Below are 15,063 nucleotides of genomic sequence, written 5' to 3'. Positions count from 1 at the left end.
CCGGAGGGCGGAATGAAAACGAAATGGGGAGTCTGGACGATTGCGCTGCTGGTGCTCGCCCTGATCTTCGTTGTGGCTTGCGGCACCGGCGGTGACGGCGATCAAACATCGGTCGGCGATGACGACGCTACCGATGACGACACGACGCCGCCCTTACCAAATGATGATGACGATGACGACGACACCACCGACGACGATACCGCCGGCGACGATGACTACGACGAGGCCACCCTTTGGCTGGTGGACGGCGGCGCGGGACGAAACGGTTTGGACCTGCTCGCGGAACACGAAGACCTTTACCTCGCCGCCGCAAAAGGGCGCGAGTTGTTTCTCTTCACCTCGTCCGGAAAAGGGCCGTGGACCGAGGAGTTCATTGCCCGCGGCGCCGCCAAGCCGGCGCTGACGCGTGACAGCAACGGCGCGCTTCACTTCGCGTTTCAAAACCCGGCCAGCGAAACCTTGTTCTATGCTTCGGACCGCATCGAACGCTGGGAGATCGTGGAAGTCGATATCGGTTTTGGGGCGGGTCGGGCTATCGACATCGCCGTCGACGGCGACAACGTGCCACATATCCTTTACGCCCACGAGGAGATCCTCCGAGACGCCTACGATGACGGCGACGATATCGGTTGGATCCGCCGGGAGGTTGCCGATATCGGTGTCTTCAGTTCGGATCTATCGGTAACCGCCGATTTTAACGGCAAACTGCACCTGGCTTTCTACGACGGCAACACGAACAACTTGAAATACTCCGCGCGCGACGAAACCGGTTGGTCGGAACCGGTTGTGGTCGACCCGGAGTTCAACGTAGGCCACTATCCTTCCATTGCCGTCAGCGGTGACGACACGGTGTACATCGCCTACCACAACCTGTCGGACACGTCGCTCAAACTTACCGTCAACGACGGCGGCGGCTGGAATCCGGAAACCGTCGACGCCAATTCCGGCACCGGATACTTCAACTCGGTGGCGGTGGCGGCCGGCGGCGAGGTTGGAATCTCTTACTCCGCCTGCATAAACGACGAGGGGTGCCAGCCGGCGGCGGCGATCGGTTCACCCGGTTCGTGGAATGTCATGGCGATCGACGATTTCACTTTCGATGTGCTGTTCCACGCCGCAGTGTTCGACGGCAACGGTTTCGGCACCGCGTTCTACCGGGAAATCGAGGCCGGGTACGGTGAGTTGGCCTTTGTCCGCCGCACCGGCGACGCGTGGAATACGGATGTCATTGCCGCGGATGTTGGCTTGGACACGTCGCTCGCCGCAAGCGATTCCAGCATCGAGGCGATCGCCTGTCGCGATCCTCGAAACGGCACGGCGAAGTTGGCGTTGCCCTTTGAAGGCGAATGGGCCACCACGGTCATTGACGACACGTTGGACGGCGGCCACCGCACCAGCGTCGCCGTGGACGAGTCGGGCGACTATCACGTTTGCTACCATCGCGAACCGGGCGGTGCGTTGGTCTACGCCACGAATGCGGGCGGCCTGCAGAGTGAAACCGTTCTGGATGTGGGACGGGATTGTTCGATTGCCGTGGGTCCGGACGGTACGGTCTATATCACCTCATTCCACGAGGACGAGACCGATATTAATTTGTCCACGCTCGGCGAGGAGGGCTGGCTGACCACATCGATCGCCGAGGGCAGCACATTCGGCGGCGATACGGCGCTGGCGGTCGACCAAGACGGCACGTTGCACGTGGCGTTTTACTTCGGCGAAATCACGTTCGACGTGAAGTACGGGAACAACGCGACCGGCACGTTCCTTTTCGAGGTTGTCGACAACATCAATGATTTCGGCTCACGGCTGTCGTTGGACGTGGATTCCATCGGTCGCGCTCATCTCGCCTACGCCCTGGGTAATGATTTTTCCGAGGGTACGCTGAAACATGCGAGCCGCGCTCTCAACGGCGAATGGACGCTGGAAGATTTAGATGACGACGCCGGGTTATGGACGGCGCTGGTGATGGACGATTTCGACGACGTCCACATCGCCTTCTATCGTCTATCGACCGGCGACCTGGGCTACGCGACCAACACTTCAGGCGATTGGGAAGTGCGGGCCATCGACACCGGCGGCGACGCCGGTGACTTCGCGTCGATCGGCTACACCGACGATAACAACCAGGTCTACATTGCCTATTGGGCCGAAGGCGCGCTTTACGCGCTGCGTTTTCCGGTAGGCTATGACGGGTGGGATGATTCGCGCTGACCACGCGGCGGGCGTCACCTCGCTTGACGAGGTCGTTCGTCTGACATCGTAAACTCACCGGCCGCTCGGATATCCGGTCGCCTTCAGCAGCCGCAGCCACCGCCATCATCTTCGCGACTGCGCGCTTCAGAGCCTCCGCTATCGTCATTGTCATCGTCGTCGGATGGGGCGGGTGGTTCGTCATCATCGTCGTCGTCATCGCCGTCATCGTCGTCATCGATTGGATTATCGCCGTTGAGGTAGTACTCGAAACCCTGCGCCCACGCGGCGGTGAACCTCGCGTATTCGTCGGTACCGGCCATAAAACTGCAGGCGGCGTCGCCGCCGGAAAGCGTGCCGATAAGTTGACCGCTTTGGTTGAGCAGGGGACAGCCCGAAGACCCGCCTTCGGTGGAGCTTTCGGTGTAACGCACGGTTAAAAAGGCGTTGCTCGTGGAGAGCAGCGACCCGAAGGAAATACGCGCGTATTCTCCATCCGGATGATGCAGGGCCGTCGCCGTCGTGCCCGGGGAATTGTCCCGCAGCGACCACCCGAGATAGGAGGCGTTGTTCGGGGCGTCTTCATCCAACAGCAGCAGTGAGACGTCAACCGAAATATCCGTCACCTTCAAATCGGCGCCGCGGCGGCTGGGCAACGAGAAGAAATCCGGGCGGCCGCCGTCGCAGATCGCGGTGTGAAAGAAGAACGTGACCTCGACGCTGTCGGCCTCGGACTGGTATCCGACACAGTGATTGGCGGTTGTCACCCACGGCCGAAAAGAATCCACCGCGTCGGTCAGCAGCGCGCCCGAGCACACGTACGTGCCTCCACCGCTGCTGAAGGTCAGGTGCACCAAGGCGTCGCGCACATCGTCCCATTCCGGGTAGCAGGTCGGATCGAGGTAACACCACGATTCCTTGCTTGGCCGCTCGAGCGTTTTTAGACCGTGGCTAACGCGGTCGATGCGAATATCCGGCGTCGTTGGCGACGCGGTGACAACTTCAATGTGCAGCAAGTCGCCGCGAATTAGGGGCGTCCAGAAAGGACGGCCGTCCAAGGACGCCTTGAGCTCCTTAATCGGGCCGGCGCCGGAAGCTCCGTACACGGCGATCGTGGCGTCCGCAGGTAAGCTGAGGCGGCTCAGCCGCGCGCGCAAAAATGTGGCGCCGGGGGATGAAACGGCGGTGCGCCACGAGGCTCGGCCGGTCGAATCGACGAGGTGTTCCCAGGGAGCCGAAACGTTCGGCAATTCGGCTTCAACACCGACCCAGGCGCGTTTTTCCTGACCTTGCGCCGCCAGGTTCCGGGTCAGGCGTGCGATGGTTGCCTCGGATAAACGAACGCGCGCTTCGCCGGCGGCGCTGCTACCCAGCAAGTAGCCGGGGGGCGGGGCGGATCGTGCGTCCTCACCGATCGCCGTGGCGGGCCGGCGCTGAGTATTCGTTTCCTGAAGGCCCGCGTGGGCGAACACGGCGAGCAGGCCGAGCAAAACGACGACCAATCCAAACGTCCCTGCACGAAAAAGCTGCGTACGCATCATTCCACTGCGCCTCCTTACTCGAAAGTATAACGTCCGGGACGAAAAAGAGCGTAAAAAAAGGCGCGTCAAGACACGCCTTGATTTCTGAAATTGTCGGCTACTTAGCAGCCGCAGCTCCCTTCGCTCTTGCTGTCGTCTTCCTCATCGGCGCGCGCGGGCCCTTCGTCGTCCGGCGGCGGGCTTAGATCGTCATCGTCCGAAGCATCGTCGTCGTCATCGTCCGTCGCGTCGTCGTCATCTGCCGTATCGTCGTCGGTCGTGTCGTCATCGCCCGGGGCGTTGACGGTGATGAAGGCGGATTTCACGACGTAGTCGCTGCCGCCGTCGTTGGTCACGGTAAGGGAAACGTCATAGCTTCCCGGTTCTTGGTAGGTGTGTTTCGGTCGCTGCGCGGCGGAGGTTTCGCCGTCGCCGAAAACCCACGCCCAAGTCGTAAGATCGCAGTACGTCGTGGCCTCGGAACGGTCGGCGAATTGCACTTCCAGCGGCACTTGGCCTTGTTTGGGCAGGGCGTCGAAGTTGGCGGCGGGCAAGCCGCAAATGACGGTGAAAGCGTTGTTAAGGGTGTCGCCTCCGAACGTCGTCTCGACAACCACGTTCCACTCTCCGGTCAGGGCGTTCGTCAGGTCGAAGACAGCCGCCGCGCTGGTGGCGTTGTAAACAACGAAATCAGTCGGGGTCATGTCGTCTTCGTTGGATCGCGTCAGTGTGACGGTCATATCCGGTGTGAAATGCGTGCCGGTAAGTTGAATCGTGAAGTCGTCGTCGTCGTTGGCCCCGACTTCCGGCGAAATCGAATCCAAGTCCGGCGGATCGGTGATCACGGTAAACGCGTCCGGCAGCACACCGGCTCCTGCGATGTTGGTGACTTCGAGGTTGTAGACGCCGACCGGTACGTCGCTCAGATCAAAATCGCAGACCAAATTCGTTCGCGACGTGACGACAACCGATGTTCCCGGCACTTGCACCTTGCTGTCGGGCGTTACCAAACGCACCGTGCTGGTGGTTTCGAAAAGGTCGCCGACAATCGCCACATCTTCCAACACGGCGTTGTTGTTGCCTTCCGCGGGCGTGATGGAAAAGACGTCGGGCGGGTCGAGCAGATAGGTGATCATCATGTCCTTCTGCAACTGGTTGTAATACCCGATATAGGGCGAGCCGCGGTCGTCCAAGGCGATGGTCGTGTAAGCACCGGTGTTGCCGTCGCCGCCGTTGTCGTCGAGGGTCACGATCGTCCAACCGCTTGCCGTTCCCAGCGCGTATCGCAATTCGCCGGCGCCGTAGTACGCCACATGCAGGTTGTCGTTGCCGTCGATGGCGATACTGGTCCACGCGCCGAAATCACCGTCCCCGCATTCGATATTGTCGAGCGTCCATTCGTCGGCCACTTCAAAGATGACCGCGGCGCACTCCTGGCCGAGGGTCTCGGTATTCCACGTACTGATGTAGGGATTGTCGCCGGAGTCCAGCGCGATGTCGGACCATATGCCGGCGAAATCGAAATCGAAGGTCACCGTGAAGTCCCAACTCCCCGCCGCATACCACGCGTACTTCTGTTGCGGCGAGAACACGTTGTCGCCTTGATAGGCCACGTGAGGGTTATCACCGCTGGAAAAGGCGATCGCCGTGTGTTCACCGAATTGCGACATTCCGGCCGACGAAGTCGCGGTGTCCACGCCCGAGACGTGCCACGAGCCGGCACTGTCGCGGTAGCCGACTTTCAAGCCCATGTCGTTGAAAGCGCCGTCGTCGAAATGATAGGAGACATAGGGTAGGCCGGTGGCCTTGAAGGCGAGATCGATGAAGTCGCCTTCGATGTCGCCGGTTGCGCCCCCGATGAACTCGGTGTGCCACGCCTCGCCGTCGAACCAAGCGTATTTCGGTCGATTGTCTTCCTGCGCGTAGTACGCGATGGCCGGTAGATCGTTGAGCGGATTGATGTCGATGCTGGCATACATGCCGCGGTTTCCCGCATCGACCTGCACGGTCTGCCAGCCGTTGTGCTGCCGCACGGAATACAACAAGCGGCCGACTCCGGCGTCATACCAGGCGGTGTGGATCGTGCGCGTGCTGTCTACGGCGATGCTGGCGTAATTCCCTTGATCGCCGGAGGCCGCTACGTCTTCGATGACCCAACCGGCCGAGGCATTCGAGGCCATCATCAAGCCGCCGATCAGGGCGCACAGTAGGAAAAGGTATAGAGATAAGCGCTTGGGATTCATCAGTTCCTCCGCGAACAAATGGGGGCTGGGCCAGCGTAAAAAGCGTCGAAAATAACGGAGAGAAGCATAACCGAAACGAAGTACGAAACACAACAACGAACGCTTTTTGGTCAAGCGGCATCGAAAGACGACCGATTAACCATATACACTGAGGGGAAGGAGAAACGGAAGCAAAGTTCCAAGGGTAATTTTATATTCACGAAACGCAGCAGCGCGGCTGGCGAAAAATCGCCAATACAAGGCGTATCGCCGACATTTCGCCAAACTACCGCCATCAGCGTACGTGACGCGGTTCCGCAACGGTCTCAAACCTTTTAGGTGCGCAGCGGCCGCCCGGTCGCGGCCCGAAAAGGTTCCACCGCGTCTCTACGAAAGCTACAGTCTCGCTGGTCGCGCCTGCTGCCTTTTTCCGTTCCTTTTGGAACGGCGTTCGTTAGGTCTCGGTAGCCTGCTCAACCGTCGTATTCTTGATTTCGATCACTCGTTGCGGGAAGGGAATTTCGATGCTGTGCTTCCGGCAGGCCTCGTGCAGCCGCACATAGAGTTCGCGTTCCACTTCCCATTGCGAACCCGGCTGAACCTTAGCCCACAAACGTATGCTGATGGCACTGTCGCCCATGGCGGTCACACCGACAGCAACCGGCGGCTCAAGCATTTTGCCCTGCCATGTCGGCTCGGCGAACATCGCCTGTCCGACATCGTTGAACAACTCGTAAACCTTTCGAAGGTCGGTATCGTAGGCCACGCCGATATGCACCACGGCCCGCGCCCACAACTGCGTCATGTTCGATAGGGTCGCGATCTGGCCGTGCGGGATGTTGTGCATCGTGCCGTAGATATCGCGCAACACGACTCGCCGCAGCGAGATCTTTTCCACCGTTCCAGACTTGCCGCCGGCTTCGATCACATCGCCCACCGACACCTGGTTCTCCAGCAAAATGAACAGACCGGTGACGACATCGCGCACGAGGTTTTGCGAGCCGAAAGAAATCGCCAAACCGAAGATGGCGAAAGCGCCCAACAGCGGGCTGATATTCACGCCCAGCGCGTCGAGAATAAGGAGCCCGACGACGAGCCAAATCGCCAGCCGCGCCACGCCGGCGAACACGTTGACGAGGGTGTCGGCGGTTTTTTCGCGCTCGCTGTGGGTCGCATCGTCATCGTCCGACGCGCGTTTGAGCACCCACCGGCCGACAAGGCGCACGAAGCGGATCGCCAGCCACGCACCGAACAGAAAGGCGAGAACCAGTATTCCCTTGCGGAGGACGATGTCGCCCGCGGTCAGCAGGAGCGCGCGGTAGATTTTCTTTTCGTGCTGCTTGATCTGCACGCCGATGCCTTTGACCCGGCCGTTTTTAATGTCGACCATTGCCTCGAAATAAGCTTTTTCGTTTTTCAGTTGGCTCACGCGGATTTTTTGATTCCGAATGACCGTTTCCAGCACCGGCAGCTTGGCGCGGGTCTTTTCGGCGATCGCCTGCCATGTCTTGCGCCACGCCTTGTCGCCGTTGGACGCGTTGATCTGTCGATCAACCAGCGCGTTTTCGCGTTGTGCGAGTTTCAGGTCGGCCTGTTTGGCCTGAAGCACGACCTCGCTGGCTCCCATGAGACTCTCGGCGAGTTCGCCGTCGAATCGCGCAGCATCTCTTTTTTGTTCTTGTAGAAAAAGTTGACGTTCCAGTTGCTCTTTAACCGCCTCGTGCTGCGCGTAGGGCGTGCCGCCGGTGGCTTCGGCGAACCACGACCCGTCGTCTTCCTCGGCTCCGGTTTTAGGGCCGGCCTGCGCGGCGCCGGCTTTGGCTTCCGCTTGTGCTTGGGAGGCGGCGTCAAGGCGCTTTTCGTACGCGTCTTTTTCCTGGTCGATGGCCTTCAGGTACGAATCCTGATTCGCCATTTTATCTTTGCAGAGATTTTGCCAGTCCTTGATCGTCTGCAAACGGTGTTGGTAACGTTGTGCGTCTTTGGCCAAGTCGTTCTTTGCGGCAAAGGCGCCGGCGTTTTCGTAAAGCGGGATCAGCTTGCCCGCGTGATCGGTCTGTTGGCTCCAGTATTCGTGCCACGCGCGATTCGATTTGGCTTTGTCCCGCAATTCGACGACGTGAAAACGCCACCGGTCGGCCTGGGTCATGGCCTCGCTGTCTTTGGGCATCTCCATCACGAAGATCACGGGAGAGGCCTGCAAGTGTTCCAGCCAAGTGTTCTCAGCTTGGTTGACCAGCGCGAGCAAATCGTCGGGCAAGGCCGTCACTTTGGCATTGGTATCGGTTTGCGCTGCGGCGCCCGTTGCCAGCAGCATCGCGAGAATCACGACAAGTATTGCGTTTTTAGTGCGCATCAAAAATCCCCCGCGGCGGTCGGGCCGCGACCAACAAGTGAAAGCTTCAGGATTGAACCAACTTAAGCTGCAAGGCAAAAAACATCAACCACGACGGGTTGCCAGCGCCGAATCCGTAGGGCAAAAAGGAACGGTGATTTTTAATCTCGAAAGGACGTACGATGAATCGATGGACCGCGATGCTGGCCTTGTTGCTGGCCGTAGGCGTGGGATTGTCCGCATGCACCGCCCAGCCGCGACCGGATCTCCAAGCGCCGATGCCCGCACCCAGCCTGGAAAAAGCGCTGGCTCAGTTCGCGTACGAGCCCAATCCCTTCACCGTCGATGCCGAAGTGGTGGAGCAGTATCCGACCTACGATGTGCTGCGTGTTACCTTCCCGGCGTACTTCCAGGACGACCCCGATAACACGCAGGTCATCGCCTGGTACTATCGGCAAAAGACGAAGCAACGGCGCGCCGGCATCGTGCAGATCCCCATTCTCGGCGGCGATTACGGGCCCTCGAAAATGTTCGCCACGCGCTACGCCCGCGAAGGATTCCACGTCTTACGTTTCGAGCGTAAGAGCGAGATATTCGTTCCTGCCAACGGCCTGGCGCACACGCGGCGGGTCATCATCAGCACGGTGATCGACCTGCGCCGCGGCCTGGATTGGTGGAGCGAGCAACCGGAAGTGGACGCACACCGCATCGGCTTATCGGGTATCTCCTTCGGCGGCTTTATGGCGAGTATCATGATGGCGGTGGATGATCGTCCGGCGGCCGCCACGTTGATGCTGAACGGCGGCGACTTCGCAACATTGGTTGTGACCAGTCAGGAAGAGGAAGTGATCGAGGCCCGCGAGGGATTTATGAAACTCAAGGGCTGGGACGAACAAACGCTGTACCGCAACGCCGCTGCGATGTACGCCGAGATCGACCCCATCGTCCTGGCGCCGCGCATCAAGCCGCAAAAGGTGCTGTTTGTGTCGCCGAAATTCGACCAAGTCGTTCCGTATTACCTGGCCACACGGTGGTGGGAGGCGGCCGGCAAACCGCATCGCATTACGCTGCCGACAGGCCACTTCTCGTCGGTGTATTTCCTTTTCTATATCCAAGACCGCTGTGTGGAGCACTTCCGTCGGGTCTTCGGTTACCGAGAATAGGAAACGCGCGCCTTAGTTAAGCAATTGCATCACGAGACCGTGCACGAGGGCGGCCAGTGCCGTCGCGTGCCCCCAGCCCAAGAGCGCTCCGGTACGAATGAACTGCCATGTTGCCGCGAAGCCACTACGCATCTGCGCCAGCACAATGCCGTGATAGAAGAGGGTGAAAAAAGGGATGTAGATCGCCGCAAAGACGACGCCCACACGGCCGATATCCGACTCGGTGGGTTGGCCGTCCACGTCGATGAACTGTCGCGTGGCGAAACCCTGGATCGTTTCAGAAATCGTCGTCAGCGTGTGAAAGCCGAGCGTGAAGCCGATCAGGCCGTCCACGATCGGCAAATAGTCCACACTGAAAACCGGCCGCAAAAGCGCAACCAACACCGTGAAAGTCGGAAATACGTAGGGCCCCAGGCCGATGGCCAAGTCGCCGAACTCCCCGCCAAAGCTACCTTGATGGTACACGACGCCGCCGTCGCGCGCGGTGGCCACGAAGCGTGTCACGCGCCGCAGGAAGAGAATCGCGAAGATGGCATGGGTCAGTTCATGTTCCAACGTTTGCAGGCCGTACCAACGCCGCACGAACACGAAGTGAATCGGTAAGTAGGCGGCGAAGCCGATGATCGCCCAGGTGTAGGCGCCGAAGTTGGCGACTAAATACGCTCCCTCGGCCCAGAACGACAGCGCGTATCCCGGCAGCCAAATTAATAAAATGATCCCTAAGGAAAACGTGAAAAAGCTTCGCATCTCGGAATCTTTCGGAAATGCGGGACGCATAATCGGTCCCGCCAGCCGCGAACGTAGCACATAGAACCGGGCTGCGGCAACGTCCCGCGTGGCGGGAACACCGCGCCGTCCGGCCATAAAAAAACCCCGGAATCACCGGGGTATCAGGCTTAGACCTGGGGGGACTTGAACCCCCAACAAACGGATTAAGAGTCCGCTGCTCTACCAATTGAGCTACAGGTCTTCATTCGTCGCCGGACGATAATACGAAGCAAACACCCGGTGTCAAGTCCCCAGTCCTTTCGCGTATGCGGCTGGGATCGCGCCCTTTACAACCGGGGCGACGCGCCGTTTACTAAACCGGCGGAAAGGAGAAGCACCGCGATGCGTAAAGCTCTGTTGACCATCCTGCTTGTCGGCTTGCTGGCGTTTAGCGTTGCGGCCCGGGACGGGGACGCCACGCCCGAGACACCGGCTTTCCAAGGGCCGGATATGACGCTGACGCTCGACAAAATCGCCGGATCGTACGTGTTCTGGCGGCAAACCGAAGACGGTTATGAAAACGGGTTCATCGAATTCAAGCTCGATCATAGCTGGTCCTTCGTGACGCACTTGGATCGCGATCGCGATCGTGTCACCGACGAACACCAGGTTCGCAAGGGTGAATACGGCATCGGGCGCATGGCCGATGGAACGGTTGCCGTATGGCTGCGGGAAGGTGAGGGCGATCAATCGACCGTATCCGACCTGCGCGTGGTGGGCGGACACGGTGCGAGCTTTTTACTATTCGAGCGTTCGTTTTTGCGGCACGCGCCGGACGAACCCTTTTTCGTGATTAAGCACAACCAACCAATCGTCGCGAAAGAACTGTTTGTGGAATCCGAACCGCCTGGGGCGGCAGTGTATATCGACGGCGTGCGTGTCGAGGGCGTAACGCCGATGACCATCCGGCATCCGCTTGCCGAAAGGCCTTTGCAGGTCAAAGTGGTGAAAAGCGATTTCCATCCGCAAGAGCAGAGTGTAACGCTCGCGCGCGATGAGACGAGCCGACTTCTGTTCAAGCTGACCAAGGGCGAGGCCGGGCTGACGATTACGAGTTCGCCGGCGGTTAAAGTGAAACTCGACGGAGTTTTTCTCGGCAGCGCCGGCTATTTGCCGATTCAGCGCAGCGATCTGCCCGCCGGAAAGCATGAAATCGAGCTGTATAACGATTCCCTCGGATTGCACCATCGCGAGACAATCGTTCTGGAAAAGGGGCGCTTTCTGGAAAAGCGTTACGAGTTTACCGGTCGACTGGTCATAGATGTCGGGCGCGCCGGGCAACTGATTCGACGAGACAAAAAAGCCGGTTCCATACCTTTTGACGGGCAGGTGCCCATCGGCCGCCATGTCTTGATATTGGAAGATGCAAAGGGCGACCAACGCCTCCTCGTCGTGCAGGTGTTTTGGAAAAAGACAACGCTTATTGAAAAACCGTTTGACTCATTACCGCGCCCGAATTAATAAGATCGCAAACACTCACCAACCGTCGCGGGACGAAGGCGCACCGGGCCGGTTCCGCAGGAGGGCGCGTGGATGGCTGAACAAGTGAACGCGGCTGACAAGTTGTATTTTCCGGAAGCCTGGGGCGCTGGCTATTTTTCGATCAACGGCAAAGGCCGCGTTCAGGTGGATGTAAACGCCGACGGCCACCACAAAGTCGACTTGTATGAATTGGTCGAACAAGTGCGCGAGAAAGGTTTGACGCCGCCTTACTTATTCCGTTTTCCGCAAATCCTTGAACATCGGATCGAGCACCTCCATAACGCTTTCGCCAAGGCAATTGAAGAGTTCGGCTACGGTAACGAATACCGCGGCGTGTTCCCCGTGAAGGTCAATCACCGCCGAGAAGTTATGGAAGCCATTATCAAGGCCGGACGGCGCTTCCAATACGGCGTCGAAGTCGGCTCGAAACCGGAAATGTACCTGGCTCTGGCGTTGCCTCTGGTTGAAGGATCCCTATTACTCTGCAACGGCTTCAAAGACGACAACTACATGCGTATGGCCATGCACGCCCAGCGTTTGGGACGCAACGTCGTGATCATCCTGGAAAGTTTGGCCGACGTTCAGCGTGCCATTCGTCTAGCCGATAAAATGAAAATCCGCGTGCCTTTCGGAATTCGAGTCCGCCTGCATGCCCGTGGCAGTGGGCGGTGGGAAGAGTCAGGCGGCGAATACTCGAAATTCGGCCTGTCGACCGGTGAAGTGCTGGAAGTGTTGCGCGTGCTGGAAAAAGCGGACCGTTTGGATGATTTAGTTTTACTGCATTTTCACGTCGGCAGCCAAATCACGGAAATCAAGCGAATCAAAAATGCTATCAAAGAAGCGGCGCGCGTTTACTCCAAGCTGAAAAAAACCGTGAACTCGCTTAAATATCTGAATGTCGGCGGTGGTTTGGGCGTCGATTACGACGGCTCCAAAACCAGTAGCGACGCTTCCACCAACTACACGGTGCAGGAATACGCTAACGACGTCGTGTACATGGTGATGGACGTTTGCGACAACGAGAACATTGATCCGCCCATGCTGGTCTCGGAGTCCGGGCGGGCGATCACTGCGTATCACGCGATGCTGGTGGTCAACGTGCACCGCGCGCCGGAAAACGTGCTCGCCGTGGAGGGAATCACGCTCAACGACGACGACCCCCAAGTCGTTCATGAACTGCATTACATCTGCGAAAACTTGTCGCGTAAAAACTACCGCGAGTTCTATCACGACGCGCTGGAATACCGCGACGAACTCCACAGTTTGTTCAATCTCGGTTTCCTTGAATTGGAAGATCGCGCCCGCGGCGAAGCGCTGTTCTTCGACATCTGTCACCGATCGGTGAAATTCGCCAAGCGCGAACGAGGGCCGATGCGCGAGGAATTCGACGATCTGCAACGCGACCTGGCATATCGTTACATCTGCAACTTCTCGGTGTTTCAATCCCTGCCGGATTCCTGGGCCGTGGGACAACTCTTTCCCATCATGCCGATTCACCGCCTCAACGAAACACCCGACCAGGCCGCGATTCTCTGCGACATCACCTGCGATTCGGACGGGGTGATCGAAAACTTCATCGACATTCACGACGAACGGCGCTTTCTTGAACTGCACCGTACAACCTCGAAGGAATTGTATTGGATCGGCATTTTTCTCGTCGGTGCTTACCAAGACATCATCGGCGACTTCCATAACCTGTTCGGTAAGATCAACGAGGCCCACGTACTGGTCGGCGAGGGCGGACGCGCCCATTTCCAAAAAATCCTGCCCGGTGACTCGATTCGAGAATCGCTGCGCTTCGTTCGGTACGATCCCGATGAATTGACCCGGTCCTTGGAGCGCACGTTGGCTAAGCGCACCGGTGACGAACTGCTCACGCAACGCGAAGCCAAACGCATATTGGACGATTTCAAAAGCGGTTTAGAGGGCACGACATATGTCCTGCCCAACGAAAATGCGCGAACGAAAAAACGTTAAATGCGGCGCAACAGCCCGTTGACGACGGTGCTGGTTGCCGATAAGGTCCAATCCTTGGAATTAATGTGAAGGGGCTTTAGCCCGTGCCTGATCGTCAAGCTGTCATCTCTAACCGAGCGGAGTTTGCCAAATGATTATCGGTGTACCCAAGGAAATCAAAACAGCTGAGAAACGAGTAGCCATCACGCCGGCGGGCGTCACCGCGTTGGTTGCCCACGGTCACAAAATTATCGTCGAAAAGGGCGCCGGTTTGGGCAGCCAAATTACCGACGCAGAGTACAAGACCGCTGGTGCGATGATCCTGCCGAAAGCGGCCGATGTATGGAAAAAGTCCGACATGATCATGAAGGTCAAGGAACCCCTTTCGCCTGAATACAAATATATGAAGGGCAAACTCATCTTCACGTACCTGCATCTGGCTGCGGTGAAAGAACTGACCCTGGCGATGCTCAAGTCCAACTGCACCGGGATCGCCTACGAAACCATCGAAATGGATGACGGTTCACTGCCCCTGCTCAACCCCATGAGCGAGGTGGCCGGGAAGCTTGCCCCGCAGGTTGGAGCGTGGTGTCTGGAAACCAACAACGGTGGCAGCGGCGTCTTGCTCGCCGGCGTGTCGGGCGTCGCCCCGGCCAAGGTGGCAATCATCGGCGCCGGCACCTCCGGCATGGCCGCCTGTGAAATCGCGTTAGGTATGGGGGCGCAGGTGACGATCCTGGACATCAATTCCGATCGTTTGCGCTACGTGCATGACGTTTTCCACGGCAACCTGGTTACGCTGATGAGTAACCGCGGCAACATCGAAGATGCCGTGAGACAAGCCGATTTGGTCATCGGCGCGGTACTGGTGACCGGCGCGAAAGCCCCGAAGTTGGTGACGTCCGAAATGATTCGCGGAATGAAGCCGGGCAGCGTCATCGTCGATATCAGCGTCGATCAGGGCGGTTGCGTGGCCACGACCAAGGCGACCACCCATGACAAGCCAACGTTCATGAAGCACGGCGTCGTGCATTATTGCGTGGCGAATATGCCGGGCATCGTACCGCGCACAAGTACATACGCGTTGACCAATGCGACGCTCAATTACGCTCTCGAACTGGCCGACAAAGGGTTCGAACGCGCCGTCGCCGAGAACGACTCGCTGCGCAAGGGCATCAACATCCACCAAGGCAAAGTCACCTGCAAACCGGTCGCTGACGCCTTCAAAATGAAGTACGAACCGTACACCGCATAGTCTCAACAACCGATAATTCGAGGAAGGGCCGTCTGTTCGGGCGGCCTTTCTTATTGGTTAAGCGACGTCATTCCAAGTAGATCTGATCATGAAAGGTGAAAAATAATTGACGTAGGGTTGCGGCAGTTGTACACTCTGATCAGAGTGTGGAGTGTTAACGGAGCCCAGCACT

At 58.5% G+C, this 15,063-nt stretch carries 9 protein-coding genes and 1 tRNA gene; 5 read left to right on the top strand and 5 right to left on the bottom strand.

The features are described from left to right. Positions 1 to 12: 12 nt before the first annotated feature. A complete protein-coding gene (locus P9L99_19550) occupies positions 13 to 2,211 on the top strand; it encodes a hypothetical protein (GenBank protein ID MDP8225565.1) in 2,199 nt (732 codons plus the stop codon). Between the two features lie 83 nt (positions 2,212 to 2,294). On the opposite strand, the gene P9L99_19545 is transcribed toward P9L99_19550, so the two are convergent. From P9L99_19545 to P9L99_19535, 3 genes are all read right to left on the bottom strand, one after another. After that, positions 2,295 to 3,731 carry a trypsin-like peptidase domain-containing protein gene (locus P9L99_19545; protein MDP8225564.1) on the bottom strand — a complete coding sequence of 479 codons (1,437 nt, stop codon included), beginning with the start codon at positions 3,729 to 3,731 and terminating at the stop codon, positions 2,295 to 2,297. A 101-nt stretch (positions 3,732 to 3,832) separates the two neighbouring features. Continuing rightward, positions 3,833 to 5,953, bottom strand: a complete 2,121-nt coding sequence (locus tag P9L99_19540) for a PKD domain-containing protein (protein ID MDP8225563.1) — start codon at positions 5,951 to 5,953, stop codon at positions 3,833 to 3,835. Between the two features lie 433 nt (positions 5,954 to 6,386). Next, complete coding sequence (locus P9L99_19535; protein ID MDP8225562.1) at positions 6,387 to 8,288, bottom strand: mechanosensitive ion channel family protein; 1,902 nt, start codon at positions 8,286 to 8,288, stop codon at positions 6,387 to 6,389. 161 nt (positions 8,289 to 8,449) lie between these two features. On the opposite strand from P9L99_19535, the gene P9L99_19530 reads away from it, so the two are divergent. Beyond that, complete coding sequence (locus P9L99_19530; protein ID MDP8225561.1) at positions 8,450 to 9,430, top strand: prolyl oligopeptidase family serine peptidase; 981 nt, start codon at positions 8,450 to 8,452, stop codon at positions 9,428 to 9,430. A 12-nt stretch (positions 9,431 to 9,442) separates the two neighbouring features. Here P9L99_19530 and P9L99_19525 read toward each other — a convergent pair whose 3' ends face one another. Both P9L99_19525 and P9L99_19520 read right to left on the bottom strand, forming a co-directional pair. Beyond that, a complete protein-coding gene (locus P9L99_19525) occupies positions 9,443 to 10,177 on the bottom strand; it encodes a hypothetical protein (GenBank protein ID MDP8225560.1) in 735 nt (244 codons plus the stop codon). Positions 10,178 to 10,327: 150 nt separating this feature from the next. Beyond that, positions 10,328 to 10,400, bottom strand: a tRNA-Lys gene (locus tag P9L99_19520). 140 nt (positions 10,401 to 10,540) lie between these two features. On the opposite strand from P9L99_19520, the gene P9L99_19515 reads away from it, so the two are divergent. The 3 genes from P9L99_19515 to ald all read left to right on the top strand — a co-directional run bounded on the left by P9L99_19515 (position 10,541) and on the right by ald (position 14,891). Continuing rightward, a complete protein-coding gene (locus tag P9L99_19515; GenBank protein MDP8225559.1) occupies positions 10,541 to 11,659 on the top strand; it encodes a PEGA domain-containing protein in 1,119 nt (372 codons plus the stop codon). 72 nt (positions 11,660 to 11,731) lie between these two features. Continuing rightward, positions 11,732 to 13,657, top strand: a complete 1,926-nt coding sequence (speA, locus tag P9L99_19510; protein MDP8225558.1) for a biosynthetic arginine decarboxylase — start codon at positions 11,732 to 11,734, stop codon at positions 13,655 to 13,657. Between the two features lie 130 nt (positions 13,658 to 13,787). Next, positions 13,788 to 14,891 (top strand): alanine dehydrogenase, encoded by a 1,104-nt coding sequence (ald, locus tag P9L99_19505; protein MDP8225557.1) that lies wholly within the window; start codon positions 13,788 to 13,790, stop codon positions 14,889 to 14,891. Positions 14,892 to 15,063: the final 172 nt, after the last annotated feature.

The sequence above is a fragment of the Candidatus Lernaella stagnicola genome (genome assembly GCA_030765525.1).
GTDB lineage: Bacteria > Lernaellota > Lernaellaia > Lernaellales > Lernaellaceae > Lernaella > Lernaella stagnicola.
This window is presented reverse-complemented; position numbering and strand designations above follow the sequence as displayed.

What these genes read in the sequence shown, in the direction of transcription:
- P9L99_19515 (MDP8225559.1), top strand. Translation starts at nt 10,541, where the DNA reads ATGCGTAAAGCTCTGTTGACCATCCTGCTTGTCGGCTTGCTGGCGTTT.
- P9L99_19530 (MDP8225561.1), top strand. Translation starts at nt 8,450, where the DNA reads ATGAATCGATGGACCGCGATGCTGGCCTTGTTGCTGGCCGTAGGCGTG.
- ald (MDP8225557.1), top strand. Translation starts at nt 13,788, where the DNA reads ATGATTATCGGTGTACCCAAGGAAATCAAAACAGCTGAGAAACGAGTA.
- P9L99_19540 (MDP8225563.1), bottom strand. Translation starts at nt 5,953, where the DNA reads ATGAATCCCAAGCGCTTATCTCTATACCTTTTCCTACTGTGCGCCCTG.
- P9L99_19545 (MDP8225564.1), bottom strand. Translation starts at nt 3,731, where the DNA reads ATGATGCGTACGCAGCTTTTTCGTGCAGGGACGTTTGGATTGGTCGTC.
- P9L99_19535 (MDP8225562.1), bottom strand. Translation starts at nt 8,288, where the DNA reads ATGCGCACTAAAAACGCAATACTTGTCGTGATTCTCGCGATGCTGCTG.
- P9L99_19525 (MDP8225560.1), bottom strand. Translation starts at nt 10,177, where the DNA reads ATGCGAAGCTTTTTCACGTTTTCCTTAGGGATCATTTTATTAATTTGG.
- P9L99_19550 (MDP8225565.1), top strand. Translation starts at nt 13, where the DNA reads ATGAAAACGAAATGGGGAGTCTGGACGATTGCGCTGCTGGTGCTCGCC.
- speA (MDP8225558.1), top strand. Translation starts at nt 11,732, where the DNA reads ATGGCTGAACAAGTGAACGCGGCTGACAAGTTGTATTTTCCGGAAGCC.